Here is a 20027-nt window from a genome sequence, read left to right on the forward strand (position 1 = left end):
CGGGGCCAACGACGGTGTGTGGTGGTGGAGGTGGGGGGAGGGGGAGGGCGGGGCGGGGGAAGCCCCCAAGCTCAGCGCCGGCTGGCCCCACGGAGCGCCATGCTGACCGCTGCCTCCGTGATGTCGTCCGGCTCTTCCGCGGCACCCAGTTCGATGCGGCGGACCGCGGCATCGACGACGCCCTGAAGGAGCATGGCCGCGAGGCGGGGCTGTTCGTGGCCGAGGGCGGTGAGAGCCTCGACGATCATGGCGATGAGGCCGCCGTGCGCAGCGCGGATCTTCTCACGCGCGCCGGCGTCCAGTTCGCCGGCCGAGATGGCCACGACCGCCCGGTGGCGCCGGTCGCCGACCAGTGCCAGCTGCCGCCGCACATACGCCTCGACCTTCTCCTCGGGCGTGTCGACGCGCTTCATCGCCGCCTCGACCTCGGCCGCCCATACGGGGAAGTCGACCGCACACAGCTCTTCGACGACGGCCGCCCGGGAGCGGAAGTACTCGTACACGGAGGAGCGCGCGAGTCCGGTGCGCTCGGCGAGGGCGGGGAAGGTCAGGGCTTCCGTTCCGCCTTCGGACAGCAGGGTGCGGGCGGCGTCCAACAGGGCGCCGCGCTGCATGGTCCGGTGCTCGGCCACAGAGGCCGCTCGAATCCTGGGCACGCCACCACTCTACGGATGCCGCCCGACCAATGGCACTCCACCCGCGACACACCGCGGCCGGCCGGACGTGGCTTGGACGGACCTCGCCTGGGCGGACCTGGCCCGAACGGACGGTGTCAGCGTCCGACGTCGGCGAGCTTCGCCCGGAGCTGGAGTACGGACTTGGTGTGGATCTGGCTGACCCTGCTCTCCGTGACGCCCAGGACATTCCCGATCTCGGCGAGCGTGAGGCCCTCGTAGTAGTAGAGGGTGACGACGGTCTTCTCACGGTCGGGGAGGGTGTTGATGGCGCGCGCGAGGAGCCGTCTCAGTTCGCGGTCCTCGGCGATTTCGACGGGGTTCTCGGCGGCCGTGTCCTCCAGGGTGTCCATCAGGCTCAGGCGTTCGCCGCCCTCACCGCCGACGTGCAGCAGCTCTTCCAGGGCGACCACGTTCGCCAGGGACAGCTGGCTGAAGACCCCGTGGAGTTCCTCCAGCGCGATGCCCATCTCGTCGGCGACCTCTGCCTCGGAGGGGGTGCGGCGCAGTTGGGCTTCGAGGGTGGCATAAGCCCGTTCAACGGCGCGGGCCTTCTGCCGTACGGAGCGTGGGATCCAGTCGAGCGCCCGCAGTTCGTCGATCATCGCGCCGCGGATGCGGGTGATGGCATAGGTCTCGAACTTGATGGAGCGTTCGGGATCGAACTTCTCGATGGCATCGATCAGTCCGAACACTCCGGAGGAGACGAAGTCGGCCTGTTCGACGTTGGGGGGCAGTCCGACACTGACGCGGCCGGCGACGTACTTGACCAAGGGTGAGTAGTGCAGGATCAGCTGCTCCCGCAGCCGGCCGTCGCCGGACGCCTTGTAGGAGCGCCACAGCTCGTCGAGGGAGCTGGGTGGGGCGGGGCGCACGCTGCCGCGTGCGGCGGGTGGCACCGCCGCACGGTCAGACCCGGAGGTGTGCTGGGGCATTCGTCGCCTTGAGCCGTTCTGCCGAGACACGGGTGGATGGATGCATGAGGGTTGAAGTGCCTGTGAGCGTAGCGTGACCGGAGTGTTGCGGTGCGCGAGGAGCGCAGGTTCGGTGGTGCGCAGATACGTTCCGCTGCCCGCACCTCAGGGTTACCTCGTACGGCGTGTCGACACCCGGATGCGGTGTCGGGTGCAAGCATTCGGGGGTCCGTGTGGACGGACACGGTGGCGCGGGAGGCGTGGGCCCGCGCGCCCGTTGTGCCGAATTGCCGCCTCCCGACGGGCCGGGCCCGTACCCCGAAGCGTGGCAAATCTGGATTCTGCGGTCATTCCCCTCACCCTTTCACCCGTTCGCCCCAGGTCAAGCACCGCCTCGCCGGGAACGGTCGGTCCCCTCGGCGCGTCGCACCAACTCCCAGCGGTCGCCGTACCTTTGAACGAATCCCAAAGCCTGTAGCTCCAGCAGCTTGGTGTGGGTGAGTTCGTGGGGTGTGCCGGCTTCCCGTGCCAGGTGCGTGGCGCCTGCCGCACCGCGGGCGGGCAGCGCCTCCAGAACTCGGGCTGCGACGGGGTCCAGGAGGTCGCGTACGAGGGCCGGTCCGCGCCGTTCGGGGGCAAGGTCGCCGATGCTGCCGACGAGTTCGATGACCTCGTCAGCATCGGTGACCACGGTGGCCTCGCCGCGCAGGAGTTGATGGACTCCGGCTGAGAGGGCGCTGGTGACGGGGCCCGGCATACCCATGGTGAAGCGTCCGAGGGCGAGGGCGCGACGGGCGGTGACCAGGGAACCGCTGCGGAGTTCGGCCTCCACGACGACGGTGCCCCGGGTGAGCGCGGCGATCACCCGGTTGCGTTGGATGAAGCGGCTGCGGGTGGGGTGGTCTCCGGGTGGTAATTCGGCGACCACCAGGCCTTGTTCGGCGATCCGGCCGATCAGCTCGGTGTGGCCGCGTGGGTAGGCGTGGTCGATGCCGGAGGCGAGGACCGCGATGGTGGCGCCGTCCGCGGCCAGCGTGCCGCGGTGGGCGGCGCCGTCGATGCCGTAGGCGGCTCCGGAGGCGACGGTCCAGCCGCGGTCGGCGAGGCCGGCTCCCAGGGTGGCGGCGAGGTGGGCTCCGTATTCGGTGCAGGCGCGGGCGCCGACGACGGCGACGGAGCGCAGCGCCCAGAGCCGGAGGTTGGCTCGGCCACGCACCCAGAGGCCGATGGGGCGAGCGTCACCGAGGTCGTCGAGCTGGCCGGGCCACTCGTCGTCCCCGGGACAGAGGAAGCGGCCACCGAGGGAGGCGACGGTGGCGAGGTCTTCGGCGGGGCGGGCCCGGGCCGCGCGCAGCCGCAGGCCGGCGATCTTGGCAGGGCGGGCGCCGGCCGGCGGGTCGGCATCTTCGTCGGCGAGGGCGTGCCACAGGGCCACCGGGCCCATCTCGCGCAGCCAACGCCCGGCGGTTTCGTCGCCTGGTTCGACGATCCGGGTGAGTGCGGCGCGTGCCGTGCGCTGTGGTTCGTGGCGCCGGGCGGCCGACTGGGTACTCGGTGACTGTGCCGGTGGTCGGCCGGTGGCAAAGCCCCATGTGTCGATGTCGTTCATGGCTCACCCCCGTGCACCAGGCGGCCGCGCGGCGGCGGTCTCCTGGCCGTCTGCGTCGTTGGAGGTGCTTCCGCCGCCGGCCGCGACGGTGAGCGAGCCGCGGCGGACACCGGTGCGGAGTTCCAGGGCCCAGTTGACGTCCTCGGCGGTGGGGCGGTCGTGGCCGGCCAGGTCGGCGGCGGTCCAGGCGACGCGCAGGACGCGGTCGAGGCCGCGGGCGGTGAGCAGGCCGCATTCAAGATCGCGTTCGGCTTGGGCCAGTGCGCCGGGGTGGACCTGCCAGCGGGTTCTGAGTTCATGGCCGGGAATTTCGCTGTTGGTGCGCCATGGGGTACCGGCGAGGCGGGCCGTTGCGCGTTCACGGGCGGCTCGTACGCGTGCGGCGACGGTCGCGGTGGTTTCGGCTCCTTGGCCGAGCGCGACCAGCTCGGAGCGGGCGACCGGTTCGACGGCGATTCGCAGGTCCACGCGGTCCATCAGCGGTCCGGAGAGGCGGGCGCGGTAGCGGCGGATGGCGGACGGACGGCATTCACAGCCTCCGGCGGTGGTGCCGTGCCGTCCGCAGGGGCACGGATTGGCCGCGAGGGCGAGCAGGAACCGGGCCGGCATGCGCAGCATGGCGGCGGCCCGGGCGACGACTACCTGGCCGGATTCCAGCGGCTGCCGTAGAGCGTCCAGGACTCTGGGGCTGCATTCGGCGGCCTCGTCCATGAAGAGCACGCCGTGGTGGGCGAGGGATACGGCTCCGGGGCGGGGCAGTCCGCTGCCGCCACCCACGAGGGAGGCCATGGTCGCGGAGTGGTGCGGGGCGCAGTAGGGCGGGCGCTGGACCAGTGGTTGTCCCGGCGGGAGGGTGCCGGCCACCGAGTGGACGGCGGTGACTTCCAGGGACTCCTTCTGGGACAGGGGAGGCAGTAGCCCGGGGAGGCGTTCGGCGAGCATGGTTTTGCCGGCGCCGGGCGGGCCTTTGAAGAAGACGTGGTGACGTCCTGCCGCGGCCACCTCCAGGGCGCGTCGGGCGCTGTGCTGGCCTGCGACGTCGGCGAGGTCGGGGACGTGGTCCCCACGGGGCAGGCCCGCGCCGACGCCGGTGCCGGGGACGACCAGTCCGGCCAGCAGTGGGTCGGGGCGGCCCTCCTCCAGCGGCTCCTCCTCTTCGGGGACCGGTTCGTCGGCGAGGACGGCGATCAGCTGCCGCAGACTGCGGACACCGAGGACCGAGATGCCGGGGACGAGGGAGGCCTCGGCGACGGTCCGCTCCGGCACCACGACCTGGCGGTATCCGGCGTCTGCGGCGGCGAGCACGGCGGGCAGCACGCCGCGTACGGGGCGGACGCGGCCGTCCAGGCCCAGTTCGCCGATCATCATCAGGTCGGTGAGCTCGCGGGGGTCGAGGCGCTCGGCGGCGCCAAGGACGGCGCAGGCCACGGCCAGGTCGAATCCGCTGCCGCCCTTGGGGACCGCGGCCGGGCTGAGGCCGACGGTGAGCTTCTTCTGGGGCCACTCGGCTCCGGAGTTCACCACGGCGGCACGGACCCGGTCGCGGGATTCGATGAGGCTCTTGTCGGGGAGGCCGACGAGGGTGAAGGCCGCGACACCGGGTTCCAGATCCGCCTGGACCTCGACGACGACGCCTTCGACGCCGACCAGGGCGACGGAGCAGGTGCGGGCGAATCCCATCAGGCCACCCCGCGTGCATGCTGGACGACGGGGGCGCCGCGGGCGGGGAGCTGGACGCCGATGACGTCGATCCGTACGCCGCCGGGTGGCGGGCCACCGTGCCGTTCCAGCCAGCGTTCGGCGAGCCGGCGCAGCCGGGCGGCCTTCTCGGGGCGTACCGCCGCCATGGGGTGTTCGAACCGGCCTGCGCGGCGGGTCTTGACCTCGCAGATCACCAGGGCGTCGCCGTCCGCCGCAACGATGTCGATCTCGCCTTCGCGGCAGCGCCAGTTGCGGCCCAGAATGCGCATGCCGGCTTCGGTGAGCCTTCTGACGGCCAGGTCCTCGCCGTAGCGGCCGAGGGCTCGGCGTCGGATGTCGACGGCGGTGGCGGGCCGGCGGGCGGATGCCGCACGCGGTCGGCCGGGACGGCGGCCGCGGTGTGGCGTTCGACGCTGTTGCGGTGTCCGGACGCAGGACGATGGGTCGAGTGGGATCTCGGGTGGGGAGTCGGCCTGGGGTTCCGATGGGTGGCTGATCAGTGGTGCGGTCGGTGTAGTGGTTCCGATGCCGGCCCTTGCGGCAGTCCTCGCGCCGGTGCCTGCGGTGATCTTTCCGGCAGCTTCGCCGTTCGGCGCCCCGCCTGTCGGCGCCGCGTGGTCCTCGTCCACGGTGGCCTCGCCGACGACCCGCCCCGCAGCCTCGCGTACGGCCTCACTCGCGATCTTTCCCGAGGTCTCTCCTGAGGTCTGTCCCGAGGTCTCTCCCGCAGCCTGGCCTGCGGCGGCCTTGCGTGTGGCCCGGTCTGCGGCCTTCGCCGCTCCGTACCGACCGCCGGACCCCGCTCCGCGCTCACGGCCGGGCTCCGCGCCGTACTCGCAACTGGTTTTCGCCTCGTAATCGGGGTCGCGCCCTGCGCCGTGCTCGTGGTCGCGGCGTGCGTTGCCCTCGCCGCTGGACTCCGCTGCGTACGCTGCAGGGCTCCGTACGTTGGCCTTGGTCTGCGTGGTGTGCGCGGCCCGGCGGCCGGTGCGTGTGGCGTTCATGCGGTACCACCTCCGGCACCGACTGTGACGCCCCCACGGCGATGCATTGGATCTTGGTGGACAGCGAGCCGATTGTGGATAACTCCGTCATCCGTGCGGGTGAACGAGTCCCTCGGCGTGACACGAGGATCCGACGCCATGCTGCCGTCGGCCCACTCTCAGACCGCACCCGACCTCGTCCGCATTGGCACCCCGCACCCGCCGCACCTCGCCCGCGTCGGCACCCAACCCCACCAGCACCTCACCCGACCCGCGCGCCGACCACATCCCCGGCCGGCGCCACAGAGCCACAGAGCCCCCGGCCAGGCCAGGGCCTCTGCCGGGCCAGTACTTCCGCAGGATCGGTACCTCCGCCGACCCAGCGCCTCCCCCGGATCAGCTCCCCGGGAGATCGAGGTCGCTCTTGTTCAGCTCCTCGATGTTCACGTCCTTGAACGTCAGGACGCGCACCTGCTTCACGAAGCGGGCCGGCCGGTACATGTCCCAGACCCAGGCATCGGCCATCGACACCTCGAAGAAGACCTCGCCCTGAACGGAGTGCACCTGCATCTCGTAGTCATTGGTGAGGTAGAAGCGCCGCTCGGTCTCGATCACGTATTTGAACAGTCCGACGACGTCGCGGTACTCCCGGTAGAGCTTCAGCTCCATCTCGGTCTCGTACTTTTCGAGGTCCTCGGCACTCATGGCAGATCCCCTTCAGCCGTGCGTCCCCCTATTGTGCGTCAGGCCCTCTCGGTCTCCAGGTGCACCGGCGCATTAGGGGGCCCTTCGTCGAGCAGCGTGCGCAGCAGCTCGACGAGTCTGGTCGGGTACACGGTCTCACGGCACACCGACAGTTCCTCCACAGTCCACCACCTGAGCTCCGAGACGCTGCGTCGTTCCAGGTCCGTGTGCCCGCCGGTGTGGGTGGCAGTCCGGTCGGTTCTGGCCAGGTAGTACCACTCGTCCTGCTCCCATTGCCGCCCGTCGAAGGGGAAGGCGCAACGGCGTTTCCACAGAACGGGCCCGAGGACGGCGTCGCTGATCCCGGTCTCCTCGGCGAGCTCACGGAGCGCCGCCTCCTCGCGGGTCTCATCGCCTTCCAGACCGCCGCCCGGTGTGAACCACCAGGTCGTGGCCGGGGACTCCGGTTCGAAACCGTGGAGCAGCAGGATCCGGTCGTCGGGGTCGAGCAGCACCAGCCGCGAGACCCGGCGTACGCCCTCGGGCTCCGGCTTCCCGGCGCCCCGCCGCGTGCGCTCAGCGCCCCGGCCGGGCCGCTGCTCCTCAGGCACGGCTGCGCGCCCTGCGCCGCGCGATCGGCCCGTGGGCCGCGCCGCCCAGGATGAGGACCGCGCCGGCGAGCACGGCGAGGGTGATCGGCTGCAGCGGGCCGGGCCGGGAGGTGCCGCCCGGGAAAGCGGCGAAGGCGGACGGGCGCTGCATCATGCCGGCGCTGCCCAGGGGCCAGGCGCGGGCGTCGACCCGGGCCTGGACGGCGCTGCGCGGTACGGAGCCGTGGTCGCCGTCGGTGAGGTGGACGCGGGAGTCGAGGGAGTCGCTGCGGTGGTCGCCGAGCAGGAAGAGTTGGCCGGTGGGGACCTTGGCCTTGAACCCGATGGGTGAGGCGGGCCCGCTGCCCTGCAGATACGGTTCCTCGACGGGGGTTCCGTTGACGGTGAGCCGGCCCTGCTTGGTGCAGCAGGTGACCTTGTCGCCGCCGACGCCGACGACGCGCTTGACCATGGGGACCGAGCCCCACACGGAGTCCTTGAAGACGACGATGTCGCCCCGGCGCACCTCGGCGCCGCCCACCTTCTCGGCGATGACCCGGGCCCCGGCGGCGATCGTCGGCGACATCGAATCGGTCGGCACGGTATACGGGCGGTAGATCAGCGCTGCCCATATGAAGCCGCCCAGGAACAGCACGCAGCCGAGGGCCACGGCCAGACCGGACAGCACACTGCCCGTCGTCCGTCCGCGGCCCTCGGTCCTGCGTTCCGTACTGCTGCTCATTCCCAGCTCCCACCCCGCGGACCGGGCCCGCGTCGAAGATCCGGGACGGCACCTTACCTGGGGTTACGGCTCCCGGTCAGCCTTCGGCGACGCCAGATCACCAGAGGAACCGCACCGGCCAGTCCGAGAGCGGCCGGAGCCGCCGCCATTGCCTTGTTGATCCCGGGCTGGTCGAAGGTGTCCGGTACGGGCAGGGTCGACCAACGGTTCACCGGCCAGGCGATGGTGAACGCCCGGCCGACGACCTCGTTCTCCGAGACCGTGCCGTTCCCCTTGAGGTTCTGGTGGTAGCGGGAGTCCAGGGAGTCGTCGCGGTGGTCGCCCATCACCCAGATCCGGCCCTCGGGGACGTGAATCGGGCCGAACGCACGGTCACCACAGGGCGTGACACCGGGGAAGATGTACGAGTCTTCCTTGAGCGCCTTGCCATTGACCTTCACCGGGCCGCTGCCGTGGCATTCCACGGTGTCGCCGCCGACCGCGATCACCCGCTTGATCAGGTCCTTCTCCTCTGCCGACGGCATCAGGCCGATGAAGCTGAGGACCTTCTGAACGGGGTTGGGCTCGGGGGTCGGGGTCTCGTTCAGCCAGCCGCCCGGGTCGTGGAAGACCACGACCTCGCCGCGCTGCGGCTTGGAGCCGAACCACGGCGTCAGCTTGTCGACCAGCACCCGGTCCCCGCGCTGCAGGGTGTCCTGCATCGAGTCGGACGGGATGGAGAACGCCTGCACCAGGAAGGTCTTGATCAGCAGTGCCAGGAGCAGCGCGATGCCGACGAGGATCGGCAGCTCCTTCCAGAAGGCGCGCGGCTTCTTGGCCTGCTTCATGCTGCCGTCCGCCTCCTCGCCCGCTGCTGCGTCCAACGTAGCGGACGTTCCGGACGTACCGGGCTTGTCCAGCGGCACCGAGTGCTGCGCTCGCGCCCCGGCATCCTGCTCCGACTGGGTCTGCGACTGATGCACGGAACTCGCCGCAGGCTGCGGGGTCTCACCGCGCCCTGCCGGCTCTTCGGGCTCTCCGGTTCCGGACCGCGCGCCGACCGCCAAGTCCCCCACATCTGCTCCTCACTCCACGGACTCGCCCACCCGTCAACCGGTGCAGGCCCACCACTCCCATAACGAGCGGGAGTTCCGCAGGGGTCGGGAGTACGGTCAAACTGTCGGGTGACACCCTATGCGGCCCGGCCGCCGCTGAGGCCTTGGCGCCCGGCGCGTCGTGGACGGTCGCAAATGTGTCCGGCTCTTCGAGGCGCCGCCAGTGGCTGAAGGGCCAGGCGATCACCACCGCGCGGCCGACGACATTGCTCTCCGAGACCGTGCCACGGTACGGCTCGTCGAGGTGGAAGCGCGAATCGGCGGAGTCCGAGCGGTGGTCGCCCATGACGAAGATCCGCCCGGTGGGGACGTTCACGGTGAACTTCAGCAGCGAGGGCGGGTTGCCCGGATGGATGTACGGCTCGGTCAGGGGAGTGCCGTTGACGGTGACCCGGCCCTGTTTGTCGCAGCACTTGACGGTGTCGCCGCCGACCGCCACCACGCGCTTGATCAGGTCCTGCTCGTCGGCCGACGGCAACAGCCCGATGAAGGTCATGGCGTCCTTGACCGGCTGGAAGGCGCCTCCGTCACCAGTGGGCTGCCGCTGCTCGCCCTTGAGCCAGCCACCGGGGTCCTTGAAGACGACCACGTCTCCGCGCTCGGGCTTGGAGCCGAACCAGGGGGTGAGCTTGTCGACCAGCACCCGGTCGCCGATCTTGATCGTCTGCTCCATGGAGCCGGACGGGATGACGAACGCCTGGACCAGAAAGGTCTTCAGCACCAGGGCGATGGCCAGCGCCACCCCGATGAGGATGGGGATTTCCTTGAGGTAGGAGCGCTGCCTGCGGCGCTTGATGCGCTTGGCCTGGCGCCGCCGCTCGGCCCGTCCGGTCGGCGGCCGGCGGGGTTTGGTCCCCCTGCCGGCGCCGGGTGCGTCGCCTTCGATGTCCCGGGGAGCGTCGGGGGCCCGACCGGAGGTGGCGGCCCCGTAGGAGTCCCTGGGGCCCACGGAGGTGTCGAAGGAGTTCCCGGACGTGCCGTTGGACCCCGCGGACGCGCCGTAGGACCCCGTAGAGGTGCCGTAGGAATCCCCGGAGGCGGTGTCCCGCGTGCCCGCGGTGCTGCGCGTCGGCCGCTCGGCGCCCCGCCGCCCGTGGCGGGGGCGTCCGCGGCTACCCATGGGGGCCCGCCGCGGCCGGTATCCGGTCGAAGGCCGCCGGTGTGTGCAGGGTGCGCCAGCGGCTGACCGGCCAGGTGATCAGGTCGGCCCGGCCGATGACCTTGTCGACGGGGACGGTGCCGCCGCCCGGGTCGCCGAGGTGGTCGCGGGAGTCACTTGATTTGGCACGGTGATCCCCCATGACCCACAGCTTCCCCTCCGGCACCACGACGTCGAAATCCACCGAGGACGGTGCGTCCCCCGGGTGGAGATAGCCCTCGCTCACGGGCTCACCGTTCACTTCGATCCGCCCCCGTCTGTCGCAGCAGGTCACGTGGTCGCCGCCAATACCGATCACGCGCTTGACGTAGTCGGTCTCGGCGGGCGGGGCCAGCCCCAGCGCCGCACCGGCGCCACGCAGCAGTCCCGCGACGGGATTCTCCCCCTGCTCCCTGTGAACGAAAGACCCAGTGCCGTCGAACACCACCACATCGCCCCGGGCCGGCGCGCTGCCGAAACGGTACGCCAGCTTGTTGACCAGCACCCGGTCCCCGATGTGCAGGGTGTTCTCCATCGAGGAGCTGGGGATCAGGAAGGGCTGCGCAACAAAGGCGCTCAGCACCAGGACGAACGCCAGGCAGGCCGCGAGCAGGGCGACCGGCCGGCGGCGCAGACCGGCCGTACGGGCGAGCAAACGCGCGGAGCGCGACCCCTGCTCCGACCCCGTGTGGGGGGTGGGAGAGGAGTCGCGCTCCGTGAGTTGTGCGTCGGTGTCCATCGGGCCCTGAGCCTATCCGGCGGCATCCGGACACCGGACACGAGAGGGGCTTTGCGTTGCCCGGGCGCAAAAAATCGCGCCTGGGGAACGGCTCAGCTGTCGCGCTTCTCCTTGATCTTGGCGGCCTTGCCGCGCAGCTCGCGGAGGTAGTACAGCTTGGCGCGACGGACGTCACCGCGGGTCACGACCTCGATCTTCTCAACGATCGGGGTGTGCACCGGGAAGGTGCGCTCGACGCCGACGGAGAAGCTGACCTTGCGGACCGTGAAGGTCTCGCGCACGCCGGCGCCCTGACGGCGGATGACGACGCCCTTGAACTGCTGCACACGGGAGCGGTTGCCCTCGATGACGCGGACGTGGACGTTGACGGTGTCACCCGGGCGGAAGGCCGGGACGTCGCTGCGCAGCGATGCGGAGTCGACGGTGTCGAGCAGGTGAGACATGTCGTCTGCTTTCTTCGCTGATGCCACAGGTCATCAACGGGATATCGGAAGAGTTGGTTCGGGTGCCGTTCCGTCGGGCGGGCGTCGTTCCCCCTGTGGCAGGGGCGCGCGCCGGACGCAGACAGCAGCGGCCTATTCTTCCACGGCCCCGCTCGTACGCCCAAATCGGCCGTCCTCGCCCTCTGACCAGCCCAGCGCGGCGAGCATCGCGCGGTCGTGCTTGTCGAACGCGGCGGGGTCGGTGCGCTCGATCAGGTCCGGGCGATTGCGGTCGGTCCGGCGCAGGGCCTGGTCGCGACGCCAGCGGGCGATCTTGCCGTGGTGTCCGCTGACCAGCACCTCGGGGATCTCCCGGCCGCGCCACTCGGGGGGCTTGGTGTAGACGGGGCCCTCCAGGAGGTCGGCCATCGCTCCGGGGGCGAAGGAGTCGTCCTGGTGGGAGGCGGCGTTGCCGAGGACGCCGGGCAGCAGCCGGGCCACCGCTTCGACCATGACCAGTACCGGGGCCTCCCCGCCGGCCAGGACATAGTCGCCGATGGAGACCTCGCGGACGTCCAGTCGGTCGCCGTACTCCTCGATGACGCGGCGGTCGATGCCTTCGTAGCGGGCCGGGGTGAACACCAGCCAGGGCTTGGTGGAGAGCTCCACGGCGAGCGTCTGTGTGAAGGGGACCCCGCTGGGGGTGGGGACGACGAGGACCGGCTCGCCCTCACCGGAGGCCAGCACGGTGTCGAGCGCCTCGCCCCACGGCTCGGGCTTCATCACCATGCCGGGGCCGCCGCCGTAGGGGGTGTCGTCGACGGTGTGGTGCTTGTCGTGGGTCCACTCCCGCAGGTCGTGGATCCGCACGTCGAGCTGGCCGCGGGCGCGGGCCTTGCCGACGAGGGAGACGTTCAGCGGTTCGAGGTACTCGGGGAAGATCGTGACGACGTCGAGCCGCATCAGGTGTCCTCGCGGCTGGAGGCGATCTCGGCCTGGTCGGCGTCGAGGAGGCCGGGCGGCGGGTCGATGACGGCGCGCTGCTCCTCCAGGTCGATCTCCGGGACGATCTCGGTGACGAACGGGATCATCACCTCGCCGCCTTCGGGGCGTTCGACGACCAGCAGGTCCTGGTAGGGCAGGTGGGAGATCTCGGAGATCCGGCCGACGACCGTGCCGTCGCGGGTGACGACGTCGAGGTCGATCAGCTGGTGGTCGTAGAACTCCTCGGGGTCCTCGGGGACCTCTTCGGGGTCGACCTCGGCGATCAGCAGGGTGTTGCGCAGCGCCTCGGCGGCCGTGCGGTCGGCGACGCCCTCGAAGCGCAGCAGCAGCCGGCCGCTGTGCACCCGGCCGGCCGCGATGGTCAGCGGCCCGACGGAGGACGGATCGGTGGTGAGGACGGCGCCGGGGCCGAGCCGCAGCTCAGGCTCGTCGGTGCGGACCTCTACGGTGACCTCGCCCTTGATGCCGTGGGCGCGACCGATTCGGGCAACTACCAGTTGCACTGCGCGATTCCTTCTGTGCGGTCCACGGCAACGGGCCGGGGACGGCTCGTAAGCCCTCCCCGGCCCGAGCCGGTGTTCAACTTGTCAGCGGACCTGGTCCACGTCGACGAGGTCGACGCGGATGCCGCGGCCGCCGATGGCGCCGACGACGGTGCGCAGCGCGCGGGCGGTCCGGCCATTACGGCCGATCACCTTGCCGAGGTCGTCGGGGTGAACCCGGACCTCCAGCACGCGCCCGCGGCGCAGGGTGCGCGAGGCTACCTGCACGTCATCGGGGTTGTCGACGATGCCCTTGACGAGGTGCTCGAGGGCTTCCTCGAGCATGCTCAGGCCTCGGTGGGCTCAGAGGCGGACTTGTCAGCCTCGGCCGCAGCCTCGTCCGCCTTCTTGTCGGCCTTCTTCGCCTTGGGGGTGATGGCCTCACCCTTGGGCTCGTCACCGGAAGCCTTGGCAGCGGCCTCGAAGAGGGCGCGCTTGTCGGCCTTCGGCTCGGCGACCTTCATCGGCGCCGGGGCGGGCAGGCCCTTGAACTTCTGCCAGTCGCCGGTGACCTTGAGGATGGCCAGGACGGGCTCGGTCGGCTGCGCGCCGACGCTCAGCCAGTACTGCGCACGCTCCGAGTCGACCTCGATGCGCGAGGGGTTCTGCACCGGGTGGTACAGGCCGATCTCCTCGATGGCCCGGCCGTCACGGCGGGTGCGGGAGTCGGCGACGACGATGCGGTAGTGAGGCGAACGGATCTTGCCCAGACGCTTCAGCTTGATCTTGACTGCCACGGGAGTGGTGTCTCCTGGTCTTGACGTGGTGGGGCACAACGAGATGCCACGTGGGGTTGCGGTACTCGGGTGCCCGATGGACGCGTCAGCCGGAGGAGAGAGGGGTCCTGTGCGGCTGTCGAGTACAGCTGACCATTGTGCCACACGCCCTCCGGTCAGCCGACCGCGGCCACCTCGGGGATCCGGAAGGGCTTGCCGCAGCCGCCGCAGACGATCGGCGCCTGGGCGAGGACGGACGGGACGACGCGGACATTGCGCCCACAGTCGCAGACCGCCTTGACGCGGACGCCCCCTCCGGAGGAGCCGTGCCGGGCGGCCGGCCCCCGGAAGCTGCGGACGCTGTCCGTGGCGGTCGCGGCAGTGTGCGCCTTGAGGGCACGGGAGAGGCGGTCGATGGTGGGGCGGTAGCGCCTTCTGGCTTCGGGGCTGAGCGTGACCAGCGAGAAGCCGCTGCTGGGGTGCGGCTCGTCGGAGTGGTCCAGGCCCAGCTCCTCGGCGATGGTCAGGAACCGGCGGTTGTGGTAGCGGCCAGCCCTGGAGGTGTCGCGGACGCCGCGGGCGGCGGCGATGCCGTGGACTGCCTCGTGGAGCAGCCGTTCGAAGGAGAGCTCGGCGCCACAGGCGGACGAGGACTCTCCGATCAGGGACTCGGGCGCGGCCAGGTCCGGCAGCTCGGGGTGGTGACGTTGGATGTCGGCCCAGGCGAGTGCCAGCTCGGCGGCGAGAACAGGCGGTGTCGTGCTCACGTCGTGACAACGAGCCGGGGTCGCCCAGTGTTCCGATTCCGGGCCATCCCAAATAATTTGCACGTACCAGTCAGTTTCCGGTCATGGGCCGTGCCAGGGGCGGGTGCACCGATCTGCGCAGAAGGCGCCCATGTGCCCACAAGGCGGTACGTATCCCCATGTACGCCGCATGGCGTAGCCGGACGTATGCCGTCTCGACGATCACCGCGGCGATGGTACGGGGGAAGTCCGTGCCCCTCGGAACCGGCCCGTCCCCCACCGTAGGCCCGCCGGACGCGGGCGGCGAAGCCAGGCCGGGGGCGCGCGGAGCGTTTCGGCGGCGCGCGTTGGCGTGGCGGAACGGCGTCGGCCGGGGCACCCTGGAACGGCGCTCCAGGGAGCGGGCCCGGCGCATACGGGGGCGCGCGGGAGACAACCCCGGCGCATCCTCTGGACGCCCGGACGGATGCGCAGTTGTCTGGATCCGGGGGCGCACAAGGCGCGAACACGGGGGCGATCGGTACGGCACAGCTTCGGTTCTCGGCGAATAGGGGCGCTATCGATGTCACCCACGCTCGTGCGGCACCAGCTTCCGAACTCCGGGCCCCTGCGCTGCGACCGGCCGCCCGCGCCCGCCGGGTCGCGGGCCCGCACCCGTGATTGGGCCGAGATCCAGGAGCGGATGCTGGTGCCGCTGTACGAAGCCGCGTACGACCGCCTGGGGATCGGCCCCGGTACCCGGCTGCTGGGACTGGGCTGCGGCTCGGGGCTGGCGCTACTGCTGGCCGCGGCACGCGGGGCGCAGGTCAGCGGGGTGGACGCGGACGAGTCCCGGCTGGAGCTGGCGCGGGAGCGGCTCACGCCGGACGGGATGCCGGAGCACACCCAGGTGGTCAGTGGCGGGCCGGAGGCCGCGGCGTGCGGGAAGGCCGCGTTCAATGTGATCACCGCCTTCCATCCGGTGGGCTGTGTGAGCACCGTCGAGGGGTTGACGACGTCGCTGACCGCGGCGGCCGGGCTGGCGGAGCGTGGCAGCGCGGTGGTGCTGGGCGGCTGGGGCCCGGTGGAGCGGTGTACCACGGCGGGGGTGCTGCGGGTGGCGCAGCGGCTGGCGGATGCGTCGGCGGACTTCCGCGGCTCGCCCGGGTGGCGGCTCAGCGACCGGGACGACCTGGAGGAGCTGGCGGATCGGGCGGGGCTGCGACCGGACGGCTCGGGGCGGGTGTCCTGCCCTTTCGGGTACGCGGACATGGCGAGCGCGGTCCGCGGGCTGCTGTCGACGGGGCTGTTCGACCCGGCGCTGGAGGCCGCCGAGCAGCGCCAGGTGGAGAAGGAGCTGGCCGAGGCGCTGCATCCGTACCAGCGGGCGGACGGGACGGTGTGGATGCCGAATGTGTTCCGCTACCTGATCGCGCGGACGCGGTAGCGGGCCGCGGGAGGACGGGACCGTCCGGGCGGGCGGCCGGACCTGTCCGTGGGCGCCCCGGGGAGAGCGGGCCGAGCGCACGGGCCCCCGGCCGCGTGGTGCGGCCGGGGGCCCGTCAAGGTGGTGGGGCCGGGTGCGGGACCGGTCAGCCCATGAACTTCTTGAATTCCTCGGGGAGTTCGAAGTCCTGCGGGCTCTGACCGGCCTGCGGCAGACCCAACGGGTTGCCGGCCTGGGCGGCCTCGCGGCGGGCGGCCGCGGCCTCTTCCTCGGCCTTGCGCTTCATCGGGTTACCGCTCTTGCGCTTGCCCTTGGCCTGCTTGACCTGCTTCTTCTTACGGGCGCCGCCCCCCATGCCCGGCATCCCCGGCATGCCCGGCATCCCGCCGCCCTGGGCCATCTTCGACATCATCTTGCGGGCGTCGAAGAACCGCTCGACGAGGCTCTTGACCATGCTGACGTCGACGCCGGAGCCCTTGGCGATCCGGGCCCGGCGCGAGCCGTTGATGATCGTCGGGTCCTGGCGCTCGGCCGGGGTCATCGACTTGATGATGGCGGCGGTGCGGTCGACCTCGCGCTCGTCGAGGTTGTTGATCTGCTCCTTCATCTGCCCCATGCCGGGCAGCATGCCGAGCAGCTTGGAGATGGAGCCCATCTTGCGGACCTGCTCCATCTGGGCCAGGAAGTCGTCGAGGGTGAACTCCTTGGGGCCCTTCGCCAGCTTGGCCGCCATCTTCTCGGCCTCTTGCTGGCTGAAGGTCTGCTCGGCCTTCTCGATCAGGCTGAGCATGTCGCCCATGCCGAGGATGCGGGACGCCATGCGGTCCGGGTGGAACGCGTCGAAGTCGTCCAGCTTCTCGCCGTTGGAGGCGAACATGATCTGCTTGCCGGTGACGTGCGCGATGGACAGCGCGGCACCACCGCGGGCGTCACCGTCGAGCTTGGAGAGCACCACACCGTCGAAGCCGACGCCGTCGCGGAAGGCCTCGGCGGTGTTGACCGCGTCCTGACCGATCATCGCGTCGACGACGAAGAGGACCTCGTCGGGGCTGACCGCGTCGCGGATGTCCGCGGCCTGCTGCATCATCTCGGCGTCGATGCCGAGGCGGCCGGCGGTGTCGACGATGACGATGTCGTACTGCTTGGTGCGGGCGTGCTCGATGGAGTCCTTGGCGACCTGGACCGGGTCACCGACGCCGTTGCCCGGCTGGGGACCGTAGAACGCCACCTCGGCGCGCTCGGAGACGACCTGGAGCTGGTTGACGGCGTTCGGGCGCTGCAGGTCACAGGCGACCAGCAGGGGGCTGTGGCCCTGGGACTTCAGCCAGCGGCCGAGCTTTCCGGCGAGGGTGGTCTTACCGGCGCCCTGGAGACCCGCGAGCATGATCACGGTCGGCGGCTGCTTGGCGAACCGCAGCCGGCGGGTCTCGCCGCCGAGGATGCCGATGAGCTCCTCGTTGACGATCTTGATGACCTGCTGGGCGGGGTTGAGCGCCTGGGAGACCTCGGAGCCGGTGGCGCGCTCCTTGACCTGCTTGATGAAGGCCCGGACCACGGGGAGGGCGACATCGGCCTCGAGCAGCGCGATGCGGATCTCACGCGCCGTGGCGTCGATGTCCGCCTCGCTCAGGCGGCCCTTGCCCCGGAGGTTTTTGAAAGTACTCGCCAAGCGGTCGGAAAGCGTATCGAACACGGCGGTCGTCGATCCTCGGGGTCGGGGGCGGGGTGCAGTCGGGTTCTAGGGTATCCGGCCGGGCAAGCGAACCGGCCCGTCCGGTGCCGGAGGCCTACTGGAGGGCCGCCTCCACCGCCGCCGCCACCTCGTGCGCCCTGGCGTCGGTCAGCGGCGCCCCGTCCGCCCCGGTGACGTAGAAGGCGTCCACCGCGTTCGCGCCCAGCGTGCTGATGTGCGCGCTGCGGACCGCGACGCCGGCGGACTCCAGGGCGCGGCCGATGCGGTGCAGCAGACCGTGTGCGTCCTGGGCGCGCACCTCGATGACGGTAGCGGTGCGTGAGCTGCCGGTGACGACGGTGACCTGCGGGGGCGGGGCCAGCACCGCGCGCGAGCGGCGGGCGTAGGCGCGCTCCCGCTCGGCGAGCCGGGCGGGGACGTCGAGGGAGCCGTCCAGGGCGCGGACCAGGTCGACGCGGAGCCGGTCGGCCTCCGGGAGCGATCCGTATTCGGCGGCCACCCGCCAGCTCAGCAGCAGGACCGAACCGTCGTCGATCGGGTCGAGGTAGCGCAGGTCGGCGGCGCGCACGGTCAGGCGGTGCAGGGCGAGCACCCCGGCGGCGGCGGGCAGCACCCCGGGCCCGTCGGGTACGGCGATCAGCAGCTCGACGCCGACCGGCTCCTGTGCGGGCGGCTCCTCGCCGTCCTGAACAGCGGGTTCGGCCCGGGTGTGCAGCGCCAGGGCCGGGCCGCCGGTACGTCCGGCCTCGATCGCCAGCCGCTCCTGCTCCGCGGTCGGCCCGTCGGCGCCGCGCAGCTCCGGCTCGGGCTCCCCGGCCAGCCGCGCGGCGACCCGTTTGACCAGGTCGGAGACGAGCCCCCCGCGCCAGGCGCTCCAGGCGGCGGGGCCGGTGGCCAGCGCGTCGGCCTCGGTCAGGGCGTGCAGCAGCTCCAGGGTGCCGGTGCTGCGGACGGCCGTGGCGACCGCGCCGACGGTCTCCGGGTCGTCCAGGTCGCGCCGGGTGGCGGTCTCGACGAGCAGCAGGTGGTGCCGGACGAGGGTGGCGATCACCGCAGTGTCGCGGGCGTCGAAGCCGAGCCGGGCGGCGACGTCCCGGGCGATGGTCTCGCCGGCCACCGCGTGGTCCCCGGGCCAGCCCTTGCCGATGTCGTGCAGCAGGGCGGCGATCAGCAGCAGGTCGGGGCGGTGCACCCGGCGGGTCAGGGCGGCGGCCCGGACCGCGGTCTCGACGAGGTGGCGGTCGACGGTCCAGGTGTGGACGGGGTTGCGCTGCGGGCGGCAGCGGACCCGCTCCCAGTCGGGCAGCAGCCGGGTGATCACGCCCTCGGCCTCCAGCGCCTCCCACACCGGGACCGTGGGGGCGCCCGCGCCGAGCAGGGTGACCAGCTGCTCACGGGCCTCGGCGGGCCACGGCTCCGGCAGCGGGCGGCCGGCGCCGGCCGTGGCGCAGCGGCGGATGGCGTGGGTGGCCAGCGGCAGCCCGGCCTGGGCGGCGGCGGCCGCGGCGCGCAGCACCAGCACCGGGTCCCGCTCGGGCCGCGCGGTGCGGGCGAGCACCGCCTCGCCGTCGAGTTCGACCACGCCCTCGGCGAGCGGGGTGCGCTCGGCCCGGCCCGCGGTACGGCCGGAGAGCAGGCCGCGCAGTACGGGGCGGACCGAGCGGGCCCGCAGCACCCGACCGACCTCGCGCCAGGTGACGTCGGAGGCGTAGGAGATGGTGCGGGCGGCCTCGTAGGTCTGCCGCAGCAGGGCGTCCGCGTCCAGCACGCCGAGGGCCTCGGCCACCTGGTCCTGCTCCTGGAGGGAGAGCCGGTCGGTGGCCCGTCCGGTGGTGCGGTGGAGCGCGTCACGCGTATCGAGGAGGAGGGTGCGGGCGGCTTCCAGGCCGCCGCGCGGGGCGTCGGCGAGCCAGGAGGCGGCGACGGCCCGCAGCGCGGTGGCGTCCCGGATCCCGCCCCGGGCCTCCTTGAGGTCGGGTTCGAGAAGGTACTGCAGTTCGCCCTGCCGGTCGGCGCGCTCCTGGCACAGGGCGTGCAGTTCCGGCAGCCGGCGGGGGGCGCTCTCGCGCCAGTCGGCGTACGCGGCGGTGCGCAGCGCGGCGGTGAGTTCCGGGTCGCCGCCCAGGTGGCGGGCGTCGAGCAGGCCCAGCTGCACCTTGAGGTCCTCGCGGGCGGTCTTGCGGGCCTCGGCGAGGGTGCGCACCGAGTGGTCGAGGGCGAGGCCGAGGTCCCAGACGGGGTACCAGAGGTGGTCGGCGAGCGCGGCCAGGTCCCGGGGGTCGGCGCGCCCGTCGTGCAGCAGGAGCAGGTCGAGGTCGCTGCGCGGGGAGAGTTCGCCGCGGCCGTAGCCGCCGACGGCGACCAGCGCGGTGCCGGTCGGGCCGGTGGCGGTGTGCCGGGCCAGCAGGCCGGCCAGCCAGTCGTCGGTCAGCCGGGCGAGGGCGGCGCGCCGGTCGGGTCCGGTGACCGTGTCGTCCTGGAGGAGCCGCAGCCGGGCCGCGGGGTAGCCGCCTTGGGGGGCGGATGCGCTCCCCGGGCGCTGCGCTCCGGCCGGTCCTGGCGTGTGCTCGGCGCTCTCGGTCAACTCCCGCGCTCCTCTTGGTCGGTCT

At 71.9% G+C, this 20027-nt stretch carries 20 protein-coding genes; 1 reads left to right on the forward strand and 19 read right to left on the reverse strand.

Annotated features, from left to right (window positions below; translation table 11 throughout):
• Window positions 1-71: 71 nt before the first annotated feature.
• From AB0G84_RS23320 to AB0G84_RS23400, 17 genes are all read right to left on the reverse strand, one after another.
• Window positions 72-614, reverse strand: a complete 543-nt coding sequence (locus AB0G84_RS23320) for a helix-turn-helix domain-containing protein (protein ID WP_361324107.1) — start codon at window positions 612-614, stop codon at window positions 72-74.
• A gap of 158 nt (window positions 615-772) precedes the next feature.
• Window positions 773-1609: an RNA polymerase sigma factor WhiG gene (gene whiG / locus AB0G84_RS23325; RefSeq protein ID WP_361323909.1), complete on the reverse strand. Its 837-nt coding sequence runs from the start codon at window positions 1607-1609 to the stop codon at window positions 773-775.
• 361 nt (window positions 1610-1970) lie between these two features.
• Entirely contained in the window at window positions 1971-3197 is a 1227-nt protein-coding gene (dprA, locus tag AB0G84_RS23330; protein WP_361323911.1) for a DNA-processing protein DprA, read from the reverse strand.
• A 3-nt stretch (window positions 3198-3200) separates the two neighbouring features.
• Entirely contained in the window at window positions 3201-4877 is a 1677-nt protein-coding gene (locus AB0G84_RS23335) for a YifB family Mg chelatase-like AAA ATPase (RefSeq protein WP_361323913.1), read from the reverse strand.
• Complete coding sequence (locus tag AB0G84_RS23340; RefSeq protein ID WP_361324110.1) at window positions 4877-5233, reverse strand: YraN family protein; 357 nt, start codon at window positions 5231-5233, stop codon at window positions 4877-4879. The genes AB0G84_RS23335 and AB0G84_RS23340 overlap by 1 nt, the downstream gene beginning before the upstream one ends.
• 1044 nt (window positions 5234-6277) lie before the next feature.
• Window positions 6278-6586: a DUF2469 domain-containing protein gene (locus AB0G84_RS23345; RefSeq protein WP_003980220.1), complete on the reverse strand. Its 309-nt coding sequence runs from the start codon at window positions 6584-6586 to the stop codon at window positions 6278-6280.
• Window positions 6587-6624: 38 nt separating this feature from the next.
• Window positions 6625-7083, reverse strand: a complete 459-nt coding sequence (locus tag AB0G84_RS23350; protein WP_361324113.1) for an NUDIX hydrolase — start codon at window positions 7081-7083, stop codon at window positions 6625-6627.
• Between the two features lie 85 nt (window positions 7084-7168).
• The gene (gene lepB, locus AB0G84_RS23355; protein ID WP_361323916.1) at window positions 7169-7897 is read right to left on the reverse strand and encodes a signal peptidase I; all 729 of its coding nucleotides are present in this window, start codon (window positions 7895-7897) and stop codon (window positions 7169-7171) included.
• 53 nt (window positions 7898-7950) lie between these two features.
• A complete protein-coding gene (lepB, locus tag AB0G84_RS23360; protein ID WP_361324116.1) occupies window positions 7951-8943 on the reverse strand; it encodes a signal peptidase I in 993 nt (330 codons plus the stop codon).
• Complete coding sequence (lepB, locus tag AB0G84_RS23365; protein ID WP_361323919.1) at window positions 8885-10111, reverse strand: signal peptidase I; 1227 nt, start codon at window positions 10109-10111, stop codon at window positions 8885-8887. Before lepB (AB0G84_RS23365) ends, lepB (AB0G84_RS23360) begins: the two co-directional genes overlap by 59 nt.
• A complete protein-coding gene (lepB, locus tag AB0G84_RS23370; protein WP_361323922.1) occupies window positions 10104-10868 on the reverse strand; it encodes a signal peptidase I in 765 nt (254 codons plus the stop codon). Before lepB (AB0G84_RS23370) ends, lepB (AB0G84_RS23365) begins: the two co-directional genes overlap by 8 nt.
• A 92-nt stretch (window positions 10869-10960) precedes the next feature.
• The gene (rplS, locus tag AB0G84_RS23375; RefSeq protein WP_361323925.1) at window positions 10961-11311 is read right to left on the reverse strand and encodes a 50S ribosomal protein L19; all 351 of its coding nucleotides are present in this window, start codon (window positions 11309-11311) and stop codon (window positions 10961-10963) included.
• Between the two features lie 132 nt (window positions 11312-11443).
• A complete protein-coding gene (trmD, locus tag AB0G84_RS23380) occupies window positions 11444-12253 on the reverse strand; it encodes a tRNA (guanosine(37)-N1)-methyltransferase TrmD (RefSeq protein ID WP_361323928.1) in 810 nt (269 codons plus the stop codon).
• Window positions 12253-12798 carry a ribosome maturation factor RimM gene (gene rimM, locus AB0G84_RS23385; RefSeq protein ID WP_361323931.1) on the reverse strand — a complete coding sequence of 182 codons (546 nt, stop codon included), beginning with the start codon at window positions 12796-12798 and terminating at the stop codon, window positions 12253-12255. Before rimM ends, trmD begins: the two co-directional genes overlap by 1 nt.
• Before the next feature lie 84 nt (window positions 12799-12882).
• Window positions 12883-13122 (reverse strand): RNA-binding protein, encoded by a 240-nt coding sequence (locus AB0G84_RS23390; RefSeq protein WP_003980229.1) that lies wholly within the window; start codon window positions 13120-13122, stop codon window positions 12883-12885.
• Window positions 13123-13124: 2 nt separating this feature from the next.
• Window positions 13125-13574 (reverse strand): 30S ribosomal protein S16, encoded by a 450-nt coding sequence (gene rpsP, locus AB0G84_RS23395; protein WP_361323934.1) that lies wholly within the window; start codon window positions 13572-13574, stop codon window positions 13125-13127.
• 155 nt (window positions 13575-13729) lie between these two features.
• Window positions 13730-14320, reverse strand: coding sequence for a hypothetical protein (locus tag AB0G84_RS23400; RefSeq protein ID WP_361323937.1), 591 nt, complete (start codon window positions 14318-14320; stop codon window positions 13730-13732).
• Between the two features lie 541 nt (window positions 14321-14861).
• Between AB0G84_RS23400 and AB0G84_RS23405 the strand changes: the two genes are divergently transcribed.
• Window positions 14862-15725 (forward strand): methyltransferase domain-containing protein, encoded by an 864-nt coding sequence (locus AB0G84_RS23405; protein WP_361323940.1) that lies wholly within the window; start codon window positions 14862-14864, stop codon window positions 15723-15725.
• Between the two features lie 145 nt (window positions 15726-15870).
• Here AB0G84_RS23405 and ffh read toward each other — a convergent pair whose 3' ends face one another.
• Together ffh and AB0G84_RS23415 are read right to left on the reverse strand one after the other, a co-directional pair.
• Window positions 15871-17418, reverse strand: coding sequence for a signal recognition particle protein (ffh, locus tag AB0G84_RS23410; protein WP_361323943.1), 1548 nt, complete (start codon window positions 17416-17418; stop codon window positions 15871-15873).
• Between the two features lie 94 nt (window positions 17419-17512).
• The gene (locus tag AB0G84_RS23415; protein WP_361324119.1) at window positions 17513-19909 is read right to left on the reverse strand and encodes a [protein-PII] uridylyltransferase; all 2397 of its coding nucleotides are present in this window, start codon (window positions 19907-19909) and stop codon (window positions 17513-17515) included.
• Window positions 19910-20027 lie beyond the last annotated feature (118 nt).

The organism is Streptomyces sp. NPDC020742, from assembly GCF_040641675.1.
Classification (GTDB): Bacteria; Actinomycetota; Actinomycetes; order Streptomycetales; family Streptomycetaceae; genus Streptomyces.